The sequence below is a fragment of the Microcoleus sp. F4-D5 genome (assembly GCF_036704885.1).
Taxonomy (GTDB): Bacteria; Cyanobacteriota; Cyanobacteriia; order Cyanobacteriales; family Microcoleaceae; genus Microcoleus.
Window position 1 is genome coordinate 1 of the sequence record NZ_JAUBSX010000038.1, and the last position, 17,404, is coordinate 17,404.

A 17,404-nucleotide genomic window follows, 5' to 3' on the forward strand; every position below is an offset into this window, starting at 1 on the left:
AGTAATCATTTGAGGGTTTGATAATTCTGAATCTCTTTGAAATTAAGTTCGATCGAATATCTGCGGAATGTGGGTTAAAAAATTGCTGTCGCCAATAAAATCAGCAACAAACCGCGTTTTAGGATATTCATAAATATCAACAGGTGTCCCGACTTGTTGCAGTTTTCCTCCATCCATCACTGCTATTCTGTCCGACATTGTTAGCGCTTCTTCTTGGTCGTGAGTCACATAAATAAACGTAATTCCCAATTTTCGCTGCATTTTTTTTAATTCTAATTGCATCTCTTTACGCAATTTTAAATCCAGCGCTCCTAAAGGTTCATCCAACAGCAAAACAGACGGCTGTTTGACTAATGCTCTTGCTAATGCTACTCGCTGCTGCTGTCCCCCTGACAGTTGGCGGGGATAGCGTTTTTCTACCTCGGTTAACTGTACTAATGCTAAGGCTTCAGCAACGCGATCGCGAATTGTTTTCTGAGGTAAATTCTCCATTTCCAAGCCAAAAGCGGTATTTTGTGCTACTGTCATGTGCGGAAATAAAGCATAGTTTTGAAATACCGTATTTACTGGGCGGTGAAATGGCGGGCGATTTTGCATCGGTTGGCCGTGAATGTAAATTTCGCCCGCTGTGGGCATTTCAAAACCGGCGATCATTCGCAAAGTTGTAGTTTTGCCGCAGCCAGAAGGGCCGAGTAAAGAAAAGAATTCGCGATCGTAAATTTGCAGGTTGATGTTGTCTACAGCTAAGAAATCTTGACTGCGGGCGCTTTTAAATACTTTGGAAACTTCTAGGACTTCTACGGCGTGCATTGTGTTAGTATGTGTGAGCAATAAAAATCTGAGTTCGAGTCTGGTTAAACTGATATCTTGCACCATTCTCAATTACTTGTTTAGGAACGGGCTCTTCGGCCCGTAAAGCGAGAAAATTAAGTTTTGTGGAACGGGCAGAATAGCCCGTTCTTGACGATGGTGCAACTCCAATGCAAACTAAGAATTTAAGTGAACCAGCCCGGGCAGAAACCTGTTTTATATCTACTTTCCTGCTCCTGCTTTAACTTCCGTCCAAGCTCGATCGTACAATGCGGTTGCTTTCCCGACATCCTCCAATAATTTCATTTTGCCAAACACCTCAGACGGCGGGTAAATTTGAGGATTTTTCAAATCTTTCGGGTCGATTAAACCTCGATCGATTGCTGCTTTGTTGGGCGAGCCATAGTGGATAAAATTGGAAATTTGGGCTCCTACTTCTGGCTGCAAAATAAAGTTAATAAATTTCTCTGCTAACTCTTTTTGGGGCGCACCTTTGGGAATTGCCATGTTGTCAGAAAAGATAATTGTTCCTTCTTTGGGAATAGCGTAGCGGAGATTGGGATTTTCTTTCATTACTTGAAAAACATCGCCGCTCCATTCCACTGTCAGATTTACTTCTCCTTGATCGAGCAGATTTTGACCGGTATCGGGGACAAAAGCGGCAATGATATTTTTACTTTTAATCAGCAAATCGCGGGCTTTGTTAATCTCTTCGGGATTGGTTGTATTTGGATCGAACCCTAAATACATTAAAACTCCTGCAAATGTGTATCTGGCATCGTCTTGCCACGCCACTTTTCCGGTATATTTAGGGTCGAACATCGCCGCCCAACTGTTGATATCGCCGTTGGTGGTTTTCACGTTGTAGCCAATTCCCATCGTTCCCCACTGGTAGGGCAGGGAATATTTATTCCCCGGGTCAAAAGCTTGATTGATAAACTTAGGTTCTAGGTTCTTTTGGTTGGGAATATTGTTTAAGTTCAGCGGCTAAATTATATTTTCTGCGATCATGATTTTCACCATGTAATCGGCGGGAAATATTAAGTCGTAACCGGGGTTGCCCTGTTTTAGTTTGGCATAGAGTGCGTCGCTGTTCTCGAAAGTGTCGTATTGAATTTTAACATTGTTTTCTTTCTCGAATTGGGCGATCGCTTCTGGGGCGATATAACTTGCATAGTTGTAAATACTGAGCACTTGCTGCTGGCTGCCACCTGTGGGGCTACAGCCGAAAGCCACGATTGCACCGATCGCAAACAAAATTAGAAAAGTCAGCAGGCGTTTCATAAGTTGTATTAGTTGCAGACGACAATAATTATGACACAGAAAGCAATTTTTTTAACTTTTCTGAGCTTTTAATGCTGATAAAACCAGCAATAAGGAAGCGAACAACATCAAAGTTGAGATAGCATTAATCGCTGGCGTTACTGCAAATTTTATCATGCCGTAAACAAATAGTGGCAGCGTTACCGAACCGACGCCGGTGGTAAAGAATGTCACGACAAAATCGTCCAGCGACAGAGTAAAAGCCAGCAGTGCCGCGCTGAAAATAGCGGGCCCAATTAGAGGGAGAGTGATGCGCCAAAAAGTCCGCCATTCGTTAGCGCCTAAGTCAAAAGCTGCTTGTTCTAATATCGGATCGAGTTCCGCCAAACGCGCCCTGACAGTAATAGTCACAAAGGAAATATTAAAGACAACGTGACCGATAATTACGGTAGGTAAGCCGAGATTGAGGCGAATTCCCGTGAGATTTTCTACGATCCGAAATACTAGGGTAAAGAAAACTAGCAGCGAAATGCCGATCGTAATTTCGGGCATGATAATCGGCAAAAACAGTAAAGCTTCTACTGCTTTACGTCCTGGGAAATGAAAGCGTTCCAATGCTAGGGCGATCGTTGTACCAAAAATTGTGGCTAACACAGTCGAAATAGCTGCAATTAGCAAGCTGTTATTAAGGGCTGTCACAATTCCGGCGCTGCTACTCGCAGCAATCGTCCCGCCTGCATTGCTAAACAAACTGCGGTACCAATCGAGGGTAAAGCCGCGCCAAACGGCATTGAATCGGGAGGCGTTAAAGGAGTAAATAATTAAGATGAGAATTGGCAAGTAAAGAAAGGCAAATGCTAGTGAAGCTTGTACCCAAAGCCACTTTTTGCCGATCGCCCGCACGAGTAAATCTAGTTCAGTCATTAGTCAAAAATAGGTTCGCCTGTAGGGGCGGGTTTTACAAACAATCTGTGCCTAAGACCAATAATCTCATAAACCCGCCCCCACCCAACTGTAAATCTCAATCTACCTGTTTAAGTTTCGTCAGACACGCGGAAGTAAATTAATACAGGAATCAATATGATTACCGTCAACAGCATAGAAAGTGCCGAGCCAAAAGGCCAATCGCGGGCTTTCATAAACTGATTTTGAATCAAATTTCCCACCATAACTGTTTTAGAACCACCCAATATATCCGGTGTGATGAAAGCGCCGACGGCGGGAACAAAAACTAAAATAGAGCCTGCAACAATACCGCGAGTTGTTAATGGTAAAAATACGCGCCAGAAAGTTCGGATATCATTAGCCCCTAAATCGTGAGCGGCTTCTACCAATGAAAAATTGAAGCGTTCTATGCTAGAATATAAAGGCAGAACCATGAAAGGTAAATAGCCGTAAATAAGACCGATCGCCACAGCGAAAGGCGTAAAAAGCAAGTTTAACGGTTCGCTAATAATTTGCAAGCTTTGCAAGGCTGTGTTAACTACTCCTTCGCTACGCAGGAGTATGATCCAGGCGTAGGTTCTCACTAAAAAATTAGTCCAAAATGGAATAATTACCAGCAAAAGCAAAGCATTTCGCCAGCGGGGAGAACGGGTGGCGATGAAGAATGCTAGGGGATAGCCAACTAACAAGCAAGCGGCAGTTGTCAAAAAAGCCAGCCAGAGCGATCGCCCAATTACTCCTAAGAAAAGTCCGCTGAACAAACGCTGGTAGTTGCTGAGAGTAAATATCCAAGTAATGCCGCCGTATGTACCGCGTTCTAAGAAACTGTACAACAGTACAATTAGCACGGGCAAAATGAAGAAAACGAGCAGCCATGCGGTAGCGGGAAATAAGAGCAGCAACAGGTTAGTTTGCTGGCGGTTTTTGACACTCATTATTCACTCAAGCGAAATTTAGCACATAATTCAACACATTTTATATCAAATCCGCATTTTATGAATTATGTCATCATTAATAAATTATCAAGAGGTACGCAATGTCAGCAGAATCGTCAACCCCAAAAATAGTCGTCGTCGGTGCAGGATGGGCCGGTTTAGGCGCTACCTATCACCTAGCCCAGCAAGGCTATGACGTAACTTTGTTAGAAGCAGGCCCTTATCCGGGAGGCTTAGTTGCAGGGTGGAAAACCGCCGGCGGGCGTTCCGTAGAAGCAGGCATTCATGGCTTCTGGTATCCCTACAAAAATATCTTTTCCTTAGTCAAGGAATTAGGACTCGATCCCTTCACACCTTGGACTCGTTCTTGTCAGTATTCACCGGCGGGATTGGAAGTAGAATCGCCAATTTTTCAGGACGAACCGCGACTTCCCACACCGTTAGGAACTTTTCTTTACACCAGATTTAAAAGGCTGCCATTAGTCGATCGGCTTTCAGCCTTGCCCTTACTCTACGCCGTCCTAGATTTCGACAATTCCGACGAAGCTTGGCGCAGGTACGATCGCGTCACAGCCCGCGAATTGTTCAAACAGTTTGGCGTTTCTGCAAGGCTGTATCGCGATGCTTTTGAACCGATGTTATTAGTAGGTTTATTTGCACCAGGAGAACAATGTTCTGCCGCCGCCGCTTTGGGAATGCTGTATTATTTCATATTAGCACATCAACCGGATTTTGATGTAGTTTGGTGTCGCGGAACAGTCGGAGAAAAAATCTTTCGTCCCTGGGTCGAGCGCCTGGAAAAACTCGGCGCAAAAGTATTGACAAAGCAGCGAGTTACTGATTTAAAAGTTGACAGCAACAACCGAGCAACAGGCGTTATTTGCGGCGACAAAACCTTCGAGGCAGATGCAGTTATTTTTGCAGTTGGCGTCACGGGAATGCAAAAAATTATCAGCAGCAGCCCAGCTTTGCAAAGCCGCCAAGAGTTTCGGGACGCGATGAATTTGGGTGCAGTTGACGTGTTAGCTGTTCGCCTGTGGTTTGACCGAAAAATTGATATTCCCCTGCCTTCTAATGCCTGTTTTGGATTTAGTTCAACTACAGGCTGGACGTTTTTTGATTTGAATGCTTTGCATGACGAATTTCGATCCGAACCGGGAACAGTTGTCGAAGCTGACTTTTATCACGCAAATCAATTAATTCCCCTGAAAGATGAGGAAATTGTTTCCCTAGTTCAGCGGGATTTAGCGACTTGCATTCCGGCTTTTCGGGAGGCAAAAGTAATTGACAGCAGCGCGATTAGGCTGTCGCGGGCGGTGACGCATTTTGCCCCTGGTAGCTATCAGTATTTGTTGCCTGCGGTAACAAGTTATGATAATGTATTCATGAGCGGCGATTGGGTTGTGACCCGTCACGGTTCTTGGTCGCAGGAAAAGGCTTATGTTACTGGTTTGGAGGCGGCAAATTTGGTAATTTCGCGTTTCAGACTTGGGAACAAAGCGGCAATTATTCCCGTGGAAGCTGACGAACCGCACATTCAAATCGGGAGAACAATTAATCAGTTTGCTCGCAGTTTGACTAAAACTTTTATTCCCGATTTTTGGCTGCCATAAGAAGGAAGAAGAAACAAGAAAAAACAGGGAATAAGGAAGAGGGAATTTCTTGTTTTAAGCGGTAAGGTGCGCCTTGCGCACCCTACATATAGACTAATAACCAATGACCGCTGACTAATGATACTATTTTCAAAAAAGAATACAAGCTCGAAACCACGAGCTTCGTCAGTCATAGCCAATCTAAAATCTAAAATCTAAAATCTAAAATGGCATGACTATCGCCAATAAGGCCGGCCCTTCCAAAAAACTCCCACCGTAATTCCTATTAGTGCAGCTTCTGATAAACTTGCTAAAGAAGCAGGTATGGGTAGGAATGATTTTAAAACCAAACCCAAGAACACGCACAAAACTAAAACCCACAAACTAATTCGGTTGAGCAAAAATTGTTGTTGCCAATACTCTAAAAAGTACACTGCTAAAGCTCCCATTCCCACTGCTACTGCTAAAGGTATCAATATCCCGAGGGAGGAGCCGTAGAGAAGCATCAGGATGTTGCGGATTGCCCGCGATTGCGTGAAACCCCAGGCTAAAAATAGCTCTAGTCCAATCACGATTGAGTTGACGAGGGCGGCAATTTGCAGCATTTCTCGCCAAGGTAAAAGTTTTAAGCGCCGCAGAAAATTGTTCACGATCGGCAGATTAGGTAGGTTGCTTTGATTTTATAACAGTTTTGCCCTGGCGATCGACCTTTAATGACAATTTGTGAAGTAAAATAAAGATATAGAGCAGTCTCTTGACAAATTAACCCAAAGTACCTGCCTATTAGTTGTTGGAACCGTGAAAGGAAAAAAGTTATGGTGGAGAACACTGTCGATTGTGCTGTAGCTTGCGTCAATGGCTGCGTTCTGGGCGACAAGTGCCCGAAGCGAGAATACGCAAAAGCAACATCCAATTTTATTGAAAATACTTCTCTGGATAAAATGCTAGAAATAGCAGAGGAAGCCCTGAGAAGGAAACGGATGGAACCCCCCAAATGGGTAATCCCTGATTTTCCCGAATAGAATTAGCCTCTTCATTAAAAAGCGATCGCCCTTTTCAAACGGGCGATCGCTTTTTGTATTCCTAATGAAATAGCCGATCGGAAGCAATATATTTCCTAGGAGAGAAGCTAAAAGCTTAAATAGCAATTATCATACTATTTACATTATAGCCAATGGCAATTAATAAAAACAATTTAGCTAAAGCCAAATTAAGACATTTTAAATTTAATTAAGTTCAAAAACAAAAAGTTCAAAAACAAACAGGAGCAAGTATCGTGGCAAACGAAAAAAAAGGCAACGCAAAAAAAACAGCAGAACGCGATAATTTGGGCGAATTGCCTCAAGAAATTACCGAATCTTACGGTACCGGTGTCATCGATCGACCGGGATTGAGCCAAGACGACATAACAACCCTGCAGGACAGCAGTTCGGAATACTCTGCCACCAGTTCCCAAATCGGCGGTGAGGATGGCGATCCGGCTGCGGAACAAGAAAGTGCCACTGGCGAGCAATCGGTGGGCGGAACCACGCCTACTCCCGACCTGGATATTGTTGACGAACTCGGAGCCGCTGCGGGCATAGAGATGGCCGATGGGGCTATTTTGCACACAACAAATATGCTTGAACGTCGAGATGAAAGTCGGTGGGAATTAGACCCGAGTTCTGCGGAAGATTATCAGGAACGACCGGATTTCTAGGTCTACTCAATCCCAAAAATAGGTAGTAGAATAGGAGCGGATTCACCAGTATCCATACTTCATATCCCAAGTCTTTGTAAATCCGCTCCTCCTCACTTTTGCTCTCGCAAAACGTATCCAACTCCCCGAACAGTATGCAGCAGGCGTTTTGAGTTACTTGCTTCTAACTTAATCCGTAACGCACGAATATACACTTCAATAATGTTTGACTCGCCCATAAAATCGTAACCCCAGACTTTTTCTAAAATTCTGTCGCGGGTAATCACTTGACGGGGATTTCGCAGCATAAATTCTAACAAATCAAACTCTTTGGCAGTGAGTTCAATTAGTTGACTGCCTCGATAAACTTCACGGGTTAAACCGTTCAATATTAGGTCTTCAAATTGTAAATTATCCGGGTCATTTGTTTGAGTTCGGCGCAGACGGGCTTTGACTCTCGCGAGGAGTTCTTCCATACTGAAAGGCTTAGTAACGTAATCATCAGCTCCAGCATTTAATCCAGTCACGCGATCGGGTACTTCATCTTTTGCTGTCAACATAATTATTGGTACTTGAACACCAGTCGATCGCAACCTTAAACAGATGTCTAATCCAGAGATACCGGGAAGCATCCAATCTAAAATTAATAAATCCGGCTGAGCATCACGAGCGATCGTTAATCCATCCAATCCATTGGGGGCGACAGTGACGTGATATCCTTCAAGACTAAGTTCAGATTCGATGAACTTTGCCAGTTTAGAGTCATCTTCAACAAGGAGAATGCGATCGCTCATAGCTGCGGATTCCAGACAGGTAAGGTGATAGTAAAAATACTACCTTCTCCCGGTTTAGATCGGAGCGTAATACGTCCTTCCATGCCTTCGATGAGGCTTTTGGCGATCGCCAATCCCAACCCTGTACCGTCTCTAGAGCGCGTCATTGACTCATCCACCCGGTAAAACCGCTCAAAAATCCGGTTTTGATGGGAGAGAGAAATACCAATTCCGCGATCGCCCACATGAATCATCACCTGCTGTTCCCTCTTTTCTAAGACTAACTCAACTGGTTGTTCGGGAGCAGAATACTTGATTGCATTATCGACTAAGTTAATTAACACTTGTTGTAAACGATCCTGATCCGCACAGGCTACAACATCGTCATCAGTTGACACCAAAATAATTTTCCGATTGCTAACTTTTTGACTCATCTGGGCTACCTCAGCCACCAGAGTATTCAATATCACCGGATTCAAACGAAAGTGCAAGTTGCCACTATCTGCACGTGCCAAATCCAGCAAATCTTCTAACATCCGAATCGTGCGTTCAGTTTCCCCAACGGCTGTTTCCAGTGCTTGTTGCTGATAGTCACTCAAGTTAGTGCTGCGTCGCAGCAAACTTTGTAAATAACCAACTACAACGGTTAGAGGAGTGCGTAATTCGTGGGAAACATTACCGACAAATTGGCGTTGCTGCTCCCAAGAACCAGATAAGCGAAACAACATCTCATTAAAGGTTTGCGCTAGTCCTAAAATCTCATCAGGAGCCTGATGCAGTTGGAGTTTTGCCGCCTGCAAATTATCAGCAGACAAAGTGCTAGCTACCTGACTCATATGTTCCAAAGGATGGAGAGCATGACGAATGCGACTGGCGATCGCCAACATTAACACTAAGATTACCACAATACTGACAACAATTAGACTGCGAATCCCATCATTTAATTGACGTTGCTCATCAGTGATATCTTGAGAGAAATATACCGTACCCAGTAACTCATTTTTAATCCTCAGAGTTCTGCTGCAGATCACCAAGTAGCGATCGCCCACCCGAACAAAAGTCGGCTCAGCAGGTACTTCCGTCAACGATATCATCTTCGTAATCTTAGAAGATTGCAGATCCATATCAGGTGAATTCACCAAAAGCATCCCATCATTTCGCTTCACCCACACCATGATTCCTCCTGTGGAAGCTTTATGCACACTTCGGGTTAAGCCAATTTCTAGTGAGCCCATTTCACTATAAAGTTCAACCTGTTCTGGAAAGCGTATTCCAATGTATTCCAGGGTTTTTTTATGAGCGCCGACTAGATTTTGCGACCTTTGCCAGCCGGCCCAAAATGCCACACTGCTCAGTGCTAAAATCGAGAGTACCAGCAATTCCAGCGTCAGGCGAAACTGAAGCGAAGAGGTGGAAATTCGCTTGCCCGTGATATGGTTGATAGCGGCTCTAACTTGGCGAATTAGCTTCATTATATCGTCAGGTAGTGAGGAGAATTCAGCATTAAAACGAGTCAAATTTTAACTAGATAAAATTAGTATCGCGTCGAACCGAAGAAAATTAGTGCAGCCGCGCTCATCGCCCGCTATATTTGAGATTTGTTGATATTTCCTTTCATCAGGCTGCTATCTTAAAAGTTTTCTGCAGTGCCTTTAATCTGGTTAAACTCAAATCGTCGATCGTAATCTGTTACACCATAAAGATTAAAACTAATGGTTGGTTTATCTCCCAGTGCTTCCACATGATGAATCGCATCTGGCATTAAGCACAAAACGTCACCAGGAGCAAGCAAAATATCTCCCACTGTGGTAATTTTATCGGGAAACTTGCGAGTTGGCGATCGCTGCCAAAAAGTATTTTTCTCCTGTCCGTCAAGTAGCGCCACCAATCCCCAACTGGCATGATTGTGAATGGGAGAAACTGCACCCGGAGCCCAAGCCACCAACTGCACCGTCAGAGGAAAAAATGGTTCATCATACAGTGTTTGTACTGCCCAGCCTGTCTCAGAGTCAGGCTCAAGTAGAGCAATTTGAAACCAGGAGGAACTATCTAACAACCTGCGGACAAGGGGACAAATTGCCTGGAGTCGTAAATAATCATCACTAATTTGCTCTAATACATCTTCCAAGTCAGTTAAAAAGCGGTAAAGTCGGTAGGGATGGGTCAAATCTTCAATTTGACTTGTAGCCTCAAAAATATTGCACTGTCCATCATCAGTCACTAACCAGTCTTTTCCTATCATAATTTCTCAACTCGCGGTTAAATTACTGCACTACTAAAAGATAGTCAGGGTGAATCTCCACTCTATAAGACATTCCTGGCAACTAGATGATGCGTTCCTAATTCCCAGATGAATTTTTGCTGAAGAAAGGGACGTATAAAGTATTCAGAGTTTTATCTCCCATCCATCTTTTCCTCATCTAGCACTCATTTTCTTGAGTGTTAATGTAAACAACCTCAAGTCTTGAGGACAACAAAAAGCCAGAAAAATTGCCAGAGAGCAAGAATTCTCAAGCAAATATCAGGCATGGAACTATTAACAAGTTATCTGGGAATTAGACACATGAAAGTAAAATACATTACCACGATCGCCATTGCCACCATTCTAGGTTTGGTAACAACTAATGTTAGCTACGGCAACTTCAAGTCTTCAACAAACTCAAACTCTACAACCATTTCATCCAGGGTTGCACAATCCAATCCTTGTGCGGGTAAAGCCAATCCTTGTGCGGGTAAAGCCAATCCTTGCGCTGGTAAAGCCAATCCTTGTGCGGGTAAAGCCAATCCTTGTGCTGGTAAAGCCAATCCTTGTGCTGGTAAAGCCAATCCTTGTGCGGGTAAAGCCAATCCTTGCGCTGGTAAAGCCAATCCTTGCGCTGGTAGAAGCAGCACAACAACCCTTCATCCTCAGTTCTACACCGAAAAAGGTATGGCTCTTGATGGTCAGGATGTCGTAGCCTATTTCACCCAAAGCAAATTAGTTATGGGAGTTAGCCAATTTAAACATAATTGGGGTGGAACAACTTGGATGTTTGCTAGTGCAGCCAACCGTGATATGTTTGCTAAAAACCCTGAAAAGTATGCTCCTCAATACGGTGGATATTGCGCCCAGGGTACCAGTGAAGGACATCTTGTTGTGACCCAGCCTGACGCCTGGAAAATCGTTAATGGGAAGCTTTATCTCAACTACGATAAAACAGTACAAGCACAGTGGATGGGGGATATCCCCGGTCACATTGCTTCAGGAAACAAAAATTGGCCCGCTATTCTGAATAACAAAGAACTGTTCCGCTAAGCTCAAATAGAACTTAGGGCGGGCGGGACGCCCAACCCCTACTCCCCACAACCAATTTGATGTCTGGTGGCACAGGCCGGACAGCCTTTGGCTGCTTAGGGCGGGCGGGACGCCCAACCCCTACTCCCCACAACCAATTTGATGTCTGGTGGCACAGGCCGGAAAGCCTGTGGCGCCAATTCATAGAATTTGCTGAAACAAAATTATGACTTCATGGCTTAATTATTTGGGCTTTCATCGTCGAGATAGTATGCCCAGAAACCGGATACCGATCGCCACCACCGTCATGTTAGGTTCGGTTATGTTAGCGGGTGGACTCGTCGCTGCTTGGTTTTCCGGTAACGGCACTCTCGATCGTCTATTTGCCCAACTGCAAGCAATGCAAAATCATCCTCCGATGTGGCTGCAAGTGCCGATGGTAATGGGGGAGTATTTGCTAACACCTACGGTCGCTCTGCTGGCGATTTCTTGGGTGATTATGCGGGTTTCGCCCGTACCCCGAACCTGGTCGCGGGTTGTAGTTGTGGGAATTTTGTTGATGTTGGTGACTCGTTATCTGCTGTGGCGATCGCTCACAACCTTAAATGTATCCGATCCATTAAATGGAGTCTTTAGCATTGGGTTGTTTCTTCTAGAAATTTTCCTCTTGCTTACCAATATCCTTCAGTTATTTTTGATGTTGTGGGTAAAGGATCGCCGTCCAGAAGCGAATCGGTTGGCAATCGATGTGGTTGAGGGTCGATTCACTCCATCGGTTGACATTTTGATTCCCACTTATAATGAGCCTGCTTATATTCTCAAACGCACGGTAATTGGTTGTCAAGCCCTCGAATATGCCAATAAAAAAATATATCTGCTTGATGACACCAGGCGTGAAGAAATCCGGCAACTTGCAGAGGAATTAGGCTGTGAATACATGACTAGACCTAATAATTTTCATGCGAAAGCAGGGAATTTGAATCATGCCTTAGCTTATACTCAAGGAGAATTAATAGTTGTATTTGATGCCGACTTTATCCCTACCAAAAACTTTCTGATTCGCACCGTTGGTTTCTGCCAAGATCCCACAGTGGCCCTGGTTCAAACGCCTCAAAGTTATTACAATGCTGACCCGATCGCCCGTAACTTAGGCTTAGATAACGTTATCACCCCGGAAGAAGAGGTTTTTTATCGCCAAATTGAACCGCTCAAAGATGGTGCCGGCAGTGTAGTTTGCTCTGGAACCTCCTTTGTTGTGAGACGCAGCGCCTTAGAACACGCTGGAGGATTTGTCACCGAATCGCTCAGTGAAGACTATTTCACAGGCATTCAACTCTCTGCTAAAGGCTATCGCTTAGTGTATCTCAACGAAAAACTGAGCGCTGGTTTGGCAGCAGAAAATATTTCTGCTTACGCCACTCAACGCCTGCGCTGGGCCCGGGGAACTTTACAAGCTTTTTTTATTGATTCCAATCCCCTTACTATCCCCGGACTAAACCCCCTTCAGCGACTCGCCCATTTAGAAGGACTCTTGAATTGGTTTAGCAGCATTCCGCGCATAGGCTTTCTATTGATGCCCTTAGCTTATTCCTTCTTGGGCGTGATTCCGATCCGAGCCAGTGTTCCAGAAATGTTGTACTTTTTTATGCCCTATTATTTAGTGCAGTTAGCGGTTTTCTCCTGGTTGAATCACCGATCGCGATCGGCATTACTGTCTGATATTTACTCACTGGTACTAGCGTTCCCGCTGGTTCTGACCGTCGTTCAGGTGATGCTGTCTCCCTTCTCCAAAGGATTTAACGTCACACCCAAAGGCACTGTGAGCGATCGCTTTTCCTTCAACTGGAAGTTAGCGCTACCGTTGGTGCTATTATTTATTCCGAATGCGATCAGTCTGTGGCACGTTTTGGGAACCTGTTTGATTCAAGTTCAGATGGACGCATCAGAGCCTGAAATCATCCAGCATTTCAAAGGGTTGGGCATTGGTTGGATTTGGAGCGCCTACAACCTTTTAATTATGAGCATTACGCTGTTAATATTGTTAGACGCTCCTAAATCCGATCGGTATGAATGGTTTGATTTGCGTCGATTGGTACGGCTGGCAGTTGATGGAAAAGTTATGTGGGGCGTCACTACTTTCATTTCTGAAGTGGGGGTTCATGTAGAGATGACTCAAGCCGGATTCCCTTCACTGATTGCAGGAGAAACGGTTCCAGTCACCCTCAAAATTATGGAAGATAATTTGAGGCTACAAGGACAGATAACTAGGGTTGATTTTAGTAATGAATTTCCCTCAGTACACATCCGTTTTGACAAATTGGCTCTGCCCCAACATCGATGTTTGGTGGAGATGTTGTTTTGTCGTCCGGGTCAATGGAAACGCCATTGCACTCCTGGTGAGTTAAAGTCTCTATTCCTGCTATTTGGGATTTTATTGAAGCCTCGCGTTTTGTTTGACAGAACTCGGGCGATCGATTTCCTGAAGGTCTCGAAAGTTTAGTTTTATCAACTTTAAGAACGAAAAGGTGCTGTATGGAATTTAAAGATTTTATGGGTTTGCTGCATCCTATTTTAGCTGTAGCGATTGTTTTTCCTATGCTTGGTGTTGTTCTCAATATGGCGTGGCAAACTATGCAGCGTCGCAAGCAAATTGCGATCGACACCAAGAGCAAAATTCCACCTGTAGTTGGTCCAGAACACGTCAAAGCAGGTCGGATTCTGTCAGGTTCTGTGGTAGGAGTGACGTTGTTGGGTCTAGCCTACCCGATTTTTGAGCATATTTTGAGCAAGGATGTTTGGAACAAAAACTCGTTTCAGGTCATTTTCATCATTCTGATGTTTGTTGCTACGATCGGCTCTTTGGTCATGCTATATCGAGCGACACCCGCTTTATGGCGGGGGATATTTGCGACCCTAACAGGTACTGGTTTGGTGATTCTTGGCACTCAAGATGGCGTTTATCGGCGAACCAATGAATGGTATTGGTCTCACTACTACATTGGCATCACCGCTGCGTTACTTATGGTTTTTTCCCTTGCCATCATTCAAGACATTTACAAAGACCGCTCAAATCGCTGGCGCACTGTCCATGTGATCTTGAACTCGATCGCTGTGCTGCTCTTTCTGGGACAGGGAATGACCGGAACCAGGGATTTATTAGAAATTCCTCTGAACTGGCAGAAACCCTATATTTATAGCTGTGATTTCGCCAATAAGACCTGCCCCAAACCGTGAGCGATCGCATTACTTCGAGATGCAAGTCTAAAATTAGTAGAAATTAGACCAATAAACCCGGTTTCTGAATGTAACAAAGTCCTGCTAATCACAGGAATGAGAACGAGAAACCGAGTTTATGATGCCCGGAGTGCGTCAGTTGTAATCAGTCATAAATCTCAATCATTGCGAGTCAAGCCCTGAAGGCTAACTTGCAAAATTGACAAACCCAAAATTAGCAAAAACAAAACCAGCCCGATCGTACAAGCGTAGCCAATTTCCAAATCATTAAAAGCCCGTTCGTAAAGATAATAAACAACAGTCTTAGAACTATTGCGAGGCCCGCCCTGAGTCATAATATAAACTTCTTCAAAAACCTTAGTAGCAGAAATCGCCGAAATTACCGCAACTAAAACTAAATAAGGCTTCATCAGCGGCACAGTAATATCCCAGTGCTTTCCCAAACCATCAGAACCATCAATAGCAGCCGCCTCATAAAGTTCTGCCGGAATAGCTTGCAGCCCAGCCAAATAAATCACCATGTAATAACCCAATCCTTTCCAGATAGTAACTGCCATGACGCTAAAGATTGCTAACTTCGGATTAGCCAGCCAAGAAACAGGAGGTAAACCCAACAATTCCCCCAACTGATTCAGCAATCCAGTCTCAGCAAACAGCCACTTCCAAGCAATCCCGGCGACAACCATTGAAATCACCGCCGGCGTGTAGTATGCGGCTCGAAACCAGTTCATCCCCTTAAGTTTTTGGTTGCACAAAATCGCCATTCCCAACGGCACAACAACCAATACAGGCACAACGCAGGTGAGATACAGCACCGTATTCGTCAAAGTTTGCCAAAATGTGCGATCGCCCCACAACCTGTAAAAATTCTTCAACCCCACCCACTGCGGCATTTGAGTTAAATCATATTCGTAGTTGGTAAAACTCAAATAAAAAGCTTGCACCGCAGGCCACAAAACAGTCAAACTCAAAATAAATAAAGCTGGCAGCAAAAACAAATAAGGAGTCAGGTTTCGTCGCAAAAAAGTCACAGACATAAATTAGTTATTAGTTATTGGTTATTGTTTTACTCATCATACCAAATCCAGTTACATCGGAATGATTAAACCGCGAAAACGCGAAGAGTACGAAGGAAGAACTATATCTTTTTCTTCCTGTTCCTTCGCGTCCTTGCGGTTCATTTAATCTTACTCAATATTGATGATCGCATAGCCTTTCTCAAATAAATGAGGTATGCTGACAGGCGAAATCCTTTTTCTCAATTAGCAATTACCAATTACCAATCACCAAGCCTACCTCATTTTACTAAGAAGTGCAATATGTTATTTAACTCCCGAAAACAAAGCCTGCCAGTCTCCGGGAGAACTGCCATTTTCCCCCTCTTTTACCTCAAAAGTAACGTTGCAAGCTTGAGGTTGTTCTAAGGCTTGCACGCACAATTCTGCAATATCTTCCCGACTGACTTTGCCCCTAATATTGTCTCCTTGCTCAAATATTAAAGCTTTGCCTCCCGGTTCTTCTGTCAAAGCGCAAGGTCTGACAATAGTATAAGGTATGCCGCTCGATCGCACGCAATCTTCCCCTTTCAACTTCCAAGTCAAAATCCCCCCCAACATATCATTCATCCTGACAGCAGGCGGTTCTTCTTCCAAGTTAATTCCCGGGCGGCCCGGGCGGGTAACTCCTGCCGAACTCACCATCACAAATCGCGGCAAATTCTTTCCCCCATAAGCTTTAACAGATTCTAACTCCAGTTGAAAAAGACCAGGTGTAAATTTCGGGTTGAGCGCGCCATCATATTCAAACTTGCTCAACATTAACTGAAAAGAAAAAATACTGCTGGCATCAAATTTCGATCCATCTTTAACAGTTTTGGCGCGGAATACTGGAATTAACTCATCAAAAGGAACGGTGACAGTAATCCAAATATTGTAAACAGTATCAAACGAATAGCAATAGCCAATTCCATCCCATTTAGCTTCGCTGCGAACAATCAATTTGTAGCGCTTGCCGTCTCCTTTGACGCGAAGTTGGAGGCCGCTAAATCCTGCGAGATTAAGCGGAGGATCGAAGTTGCGGGTACGCACCGAAGCAAAGCCGCCCGAGTTGGCAGTAGAAACATTCCCTGTGAATATAGCTGTATTGTCTGTCAGCCGGATCGAACTTTCGCTGATGCCGCCCATTACGATATCGTCGAGGGCACCCCAAGTTTCTTTTAAATCTTGGCTGGGTTTTGTGAAGTCAAAAATTGTTTTTTCGCCTGCTTGAATTAGCTGGCGGCGAACAGCTTGCACTAAATTGTTAAGGCCTTTGTATTCGACTATTTCGGGAACATCGACAACTTCCGGCATATAAAATTTGATGCCTTGATAATATTTTTCCCGCGTTGGGGTGTCTCCTTCTATCGGTTGAACTTTAGTGCCCGTACAGCAGATAACTGCTTCTATGCCCTCGGTTACTAGCGGTGTTAGCGTCTCTGGGAGAGCGATATCTCCTTCGACTAACTCGACATTTTTGCCGAGAATTTCTGTTGCTCTTTTAGCATCTCTGACGAGGCAGCGTACTCTATATCCCCGCTGTTGTAGCCGCTTGACAACTCGCTTTCCGACGCCGCCGGTGGCACCGGCTACGAGTATCAGTTTGGGTTGGTCTTTTTTAGTTTTGCTGCTGCTGCCAAAGAGTTGTTGCAGCCAGCTAATGCTGCCAATAAAGGGAATGATGCCGAAATAAGCCAAGGTTTTCAGAAACCGGCCGGCATCCCATTGGGCGGTTTTTTTTTCATTCATACAAGCTTCCTCAGAATTGGCTCAAATCTACTTAGCTGCTTTTGTATTTTAATCGAATTTTCGATTTTTGAATTTGGGCGATTCCCTACCCTTCGGGATAGCAACGTCTGCGCG

16 protein-coding genes and 2 pseudogenes are annotated in these 17,404 nt (G+C 44.3%); 6 read left to right on the forward strand and 12 right to left on the reverse strand.

The annotated features are described in order from the left end of the window. Positions 1 to 72 precede the first annotated feature (72 nt). The 4 genes and pseudogenes from QUA80_RS18355 to QUA80_RS18370 all read right to left on the reverse strand — a co-directional run. Positions 73 to 810, reverse strand: a pseudogene (locus QUA80_RS18355) (ABC transporter ATP-binding protein); the annotation flags it as partial. A 222-nt stretch (positions 811 to 1,032) separates the two neighbouring features. Then, positions 1,033 to 2,094 (reverse strand): annotated as a pseudogene (locus QUA80_RS18360) (ABC transporter substrate-binding protein). A gap of 51 nt (positions 2,095 to 2,145) precedes the next feature. Next, the gene (locus QUA80_RS18365; protein ID WP_333426549.1) at positions 2,146 to 2,997 is read right to left on the reverse strand and encodes an ABC transporter permease; all 852 of its coding nucleotides are present in this window, start codon (positions 2,995 to 2,997) and stop codon (positions 2,146 to 2,148) included. 110 nt (positions 2,998 to 3,107) lie between these two features. After that, positions 3,108 to 3,953 (reverse strand): ABC transporter permease, encoded by an 846-nt coding sequence (locus tag QUA80_RS18370; protein ID WP_333426550.1) that lies wholly within the window; start codon positions 3,951 to 3,953, stop codon positions 3,108 to 3,110. A 101-nt stretch (positions 3,954 to 4,054) separates the two neighbouring features. On the opposite strand from QUA80_RS18370, the gene QUA80_RS18375 reads away from it, so the two are divergent. Further along, on the forward strand, positions 4,055 to 5,566 hold the full coding sequence (locus tag QUA80_RS18375; protein WP_333426551.1) for an FAD-dependent oxidoreductase: 1,512 nt from the start codon (positions 4,055 to 4,057) through the stop codon (positions 5,564 to 5,566). A gap of 215 nt (positions 5,567 to 5,781) precedes the next feature. Here QUA80_RS18375 and QUA80_RS18380 read toward each other — a convergent pair whose 3' ends face one another. Continuing rightward, positions 5,782 to 6,195 carry a peptide chain release factor 1 gene (locus QUA80_RS18380; protein ID WP_333426552.1) on the reverse strand — a complete coding sequence of 138 codons (414 nt, stop codon included), beginning with the start codon at positions 6,193 to 6,195 and terminating at the stop codon, positions 5,782 to 5,784. Positions 6,196 to 6,360: 165 nt separating this feature from the next. On the opposite strand from QUA80_RS18380, the gene QUA80_RS18385 reads away from it, so the two are divergent. Together QUA80_RS18385 and QUA80_RS18390 are read left to right on the forward strand one after the other, a co-directional pair. Further along, positions 6,361 to 6,567, forward strand: a complete 207-nt coding sequence (locus QUA80_RS18385; RefSeq protein WP_333426553.1) for a hypothetical protein — start codon at positions 6,361 to 6,363, stop codon at positions 6,565 to 6,567. 254 nt (positions 6,568 to 6,821) lie between these two features. Beyond that, positions 6,822 to 7,244 (forward strand): DUF6335 family protein, encoded by a 423-nt coding sequence (locus QUA80_RS18390; RefSeq protein WP_333426554.1) that lies wholly within the window; start codon positions 6,822 to 6,824, stop codon positions 7,242 to 7,244. Positions 7,245 to 7,336: 92 nt separating this feature from the next. On the opposite strand, the gene QUA80_RS18395 is transcribed toward QUA80_RS18390, so the two are convergent. The 4 genes from QUA80_RS18395 to QUA80_RS18410 all read right to left on the reverse strand — a co-directional run bounded on the left by QUA80_RS18395 (position 7,337) and on the right by QUA80_RS18410 (position 10,888). After that, positions 7,337 to 8,017 (reverse strand): response regulator transcription factor, encoded by a 681-nt coding sequence (locus QUA80_RS18395; RefSeq protein ID WP_333426555.1) that lies wholly within the window; start codon positions 8,015 to 8,017, stop codon positions 7,337 to 7,339. Further along, complete coding sequence (locus QUA80_RS18400) at positions 8,014 to 9,513, reverse strand: HAMP domain-containing sensor histidine kinase (protein ID WP_333426556.1); 1,500 nt, start codon at positions 9,511 to 9,513, stop codon at positions 8,014 to 8,016. Before QUA80_RS18400 ends, QUA80_RS18395 begins: the two co-directional genes overlap by 4 nt. A gap of 113 nt (positions 9,514 to 9,626) precedes the next feature. Then, positions 9,627 to 10,238: a cupin gene (locus QUA80_RS18405; protein ID WP_333426557.1), complete on the reverse strand. Its 612-nt coding sequence runs from the start codon at positions 10,236 to 10,238 to the stop codon at positions 9,627 to 9,629. 389 nt (positions 10,239 to 10,627) lie between these two features. After that, positions 10,628 to 10,888: a hypothetical protein gene (locus tag QUA80_RS18410; protein WP_333426558.1), complete on the reverse strand. Its 261-nt coding sequence runs from the start codon at positions 10,886 to 10,888 to the stop codon at positions 10,628 to 10,630. 37 nt (positions 10,889 to 10,925) lie between these two features. Between QUA80_RS18410 and QUA80_RS18415 the strand changes: the two genes are divergently transcribed. Further along, a complete protein-coding gene (locus tag QUA80_RS18415; protein WP_333426559.1) occupies positions 10,926 to 11,291 on the forward strand; it encodes a YHS domain-containing (seleno)protein in 366 nt (121 codons plus the stop codon). Between the two features lie 13 nt (positions 11,292 to 11,304). On the opposite strand, the gene QUA80_RS18420 is transcribed toward QUA80_RS18415, so the two are convergent. Beyond that, entirely contained in the window at positions 11,305 to 11,475 is a 171-nt protein-coding gene (locus QUA80_RS18420) for a hypothetical protein (protein WP_333426560.1), read from the reverse strand. Positions 11,476 to 11,496: 21 nt separating this feature from the next. Here QUA80_RS18420 and QUA80_RS18425 point away from each other — a divergent pair, with 21 nt between their 5' ends. Continuing rightward, on the forward strand, positions 11,497 to 13,770 hold the full coding sequence (locus tag QUA80_RS18425; protein ID WP_333426561.1) for a glycosyltransferase: 2,274 nt from the start codon (positions 11,497 to 11,499) through the stop codon (positions 13,768 to 13,770). Positions 13,771 to 13,802: 32 nt separating this feature from the next. Beyond that, positions 13,803 to 14,504 carry a DUF4079 domain-containing protein gene (locus tag QUA80_RS18430; protein WP_333426562.1) on the forward strand — a complete coding sequence of 234 codons (702 nt, stop codon included), beginning with the start codon at positions 13,803 to 13,805 and terminating at the stop codon, positions 14,502 to 14,504. A gap of 158 nt (positions 14,505 to 14,662) precedes the next feature. Here QUA80_RS18430 and QUA80_RS18435 read toward each other — a convergent pair whose 3' ends face one another. After that, a complete protein-coding gene (locus QUA80_RS18435; RefSeq protein ID WP_333426563.1) occupies positions 14,663 to 15,541 on the reverse strand; it encodes a sugar ABC transporter permease in 879 nt (292 codons plus the stop codon). 285 nt (positions 15,542 to 15,826) lie between these two features. Next, positions 15,827 to 17,290: a CIA30 family protein gene (locus QUA80_RS18440; protein WP_333426564.1), complete on the reverse strand. Its 1,464-nt coding sequence runs from the start codon at positions 17,288 to 17,290 to the stop codon at positions 15,827 to 15,829. Positions 17,291 to 17,404: the final 114 nt, after the last annotated feature.

What these genes read in the sequence shown, in the direction of transcription:
- QUA80_RS18365 (WP_333426549.1), bottom strand. Translation starts at nt 2,997, where the DNA reads ATGACTGAACTAGATTTACTCGTGCGGGCGATCGGCAAAAAGTGGCTT.
- QUA80_RS18370 (WP_333426550.1), bottom strand. Translation starts at nt 3,953, where the DNA reads ATGAGTGTCAAAAACCGCCAGCAAACTAACCTGTTGCTGCTCTTATTT.
- QUA80_RS18375 (WP_333426551.1), top strand. Translation starts at nt 4,055, where the DNA reads ATGTCAGCAGAATCGTCAACCCCAAAAATAGTCGTCGTCGGTGCAGGA.
- QUA80_RS18385 (WP_333426553.1), top strand. Translation starts at nt 6,361, where the DNA reads ATGGTGGAGAACACTGTCGATTGTGCTGTAGCTTGCGTCAATGGCTGC.
- QUA80_RS18395 (WP_333426555.1), bottom strand. Translation starts at nt 8,017, where the DNA reads ATGAGCGATCGCATTCTCCTTGTTGAAGATGACTCTAAACTGGCAAAG.
- QUA80_RS18405 (WP_333426557.1), bottom strand. Translation starts at nt 10,238, where the DNA reads ATGATAGGAAAAGACTGGTTAGTGACTGATGATGGACAGTGCAATATT.
- QUA80_RS18415 (WP_333426559.1), top strand. Translation starts at nt 10,926, where the DNA reads ATGGCTCTTGATGGTCAGGATGTCGTAGCCTATTTCACCCAAAGCAAA.
- QUA80_RS18420 (WP_333426560.1), bottom strand. Translation starts at nt 11,475, where the DNA reads ATGAATTGGCGCCACAGGCTTTCCGGCCTGTGCCACCAGACATCAAAT.
- QUA80_RS18425 (WP_333426561.1), top strand. Translation starts at nt 11,497, where the DNA reads ATGACTTCATGGCTTAATTATTTGGGCTTTCATCGTCGAGATAGTATG.
- QUA80_RS18430 (WP_333426562.1), top strand. Translation starts at nt 13,803, where the DNA reads ATGGAATTTAAAGATTTTATGGGTTTGCTGCATCCTATTTTAGCTGTA.
- QUA80_RS18435 (WP_333426563.1), bottom strand. Translation starts at nt 15,541, where the DNA reads ATGTCTGTGACTTTTTTGCGACGAAACCTGACTCCTTATTTGTTTTTG.
- QUA80_RS18440 (WP_333426564.1), bottom strand. Translation starts at nt 17,290, where the DNA reads ATGAATGAAAAAAAAACCGCCCAATGGGATGCCGGCCGGTTTCTGAAA.